Below are 201 nucleotides of genomic sequence, written 5' to 3'. Positions count from 1 at the left end.
TCGTCCCGGCCACGGTAGCCACCGCGGTTGTCATCACGGCCACGGAAACCACCACGGTCACCACGGTTGTCATCGCGGCGGAAGCCGCCACGGTCACGGTCACCGCCACGACTGTCGTCACGGCGGAAGCCACCACGGTCATCGCGGCGGTCGTCCCCTCGACCGGAGCCCCGGTCGTCACGCCGGAACCCACCCCGGTCG

The organism is Streptomyces griseoflavus, assembly GCF_014649995.1.
Lineage (GTDB): Bacteria > Actinomycetota > Actinomycetes > Streptomycetales > Streptomycetaceae > Streptomyces > Streptomyces griseoflavus.
The sequence above is the reverse complement of the archived record's forward strand: the minus strand, read 5'-3'. Positions refer to the sequence as shown.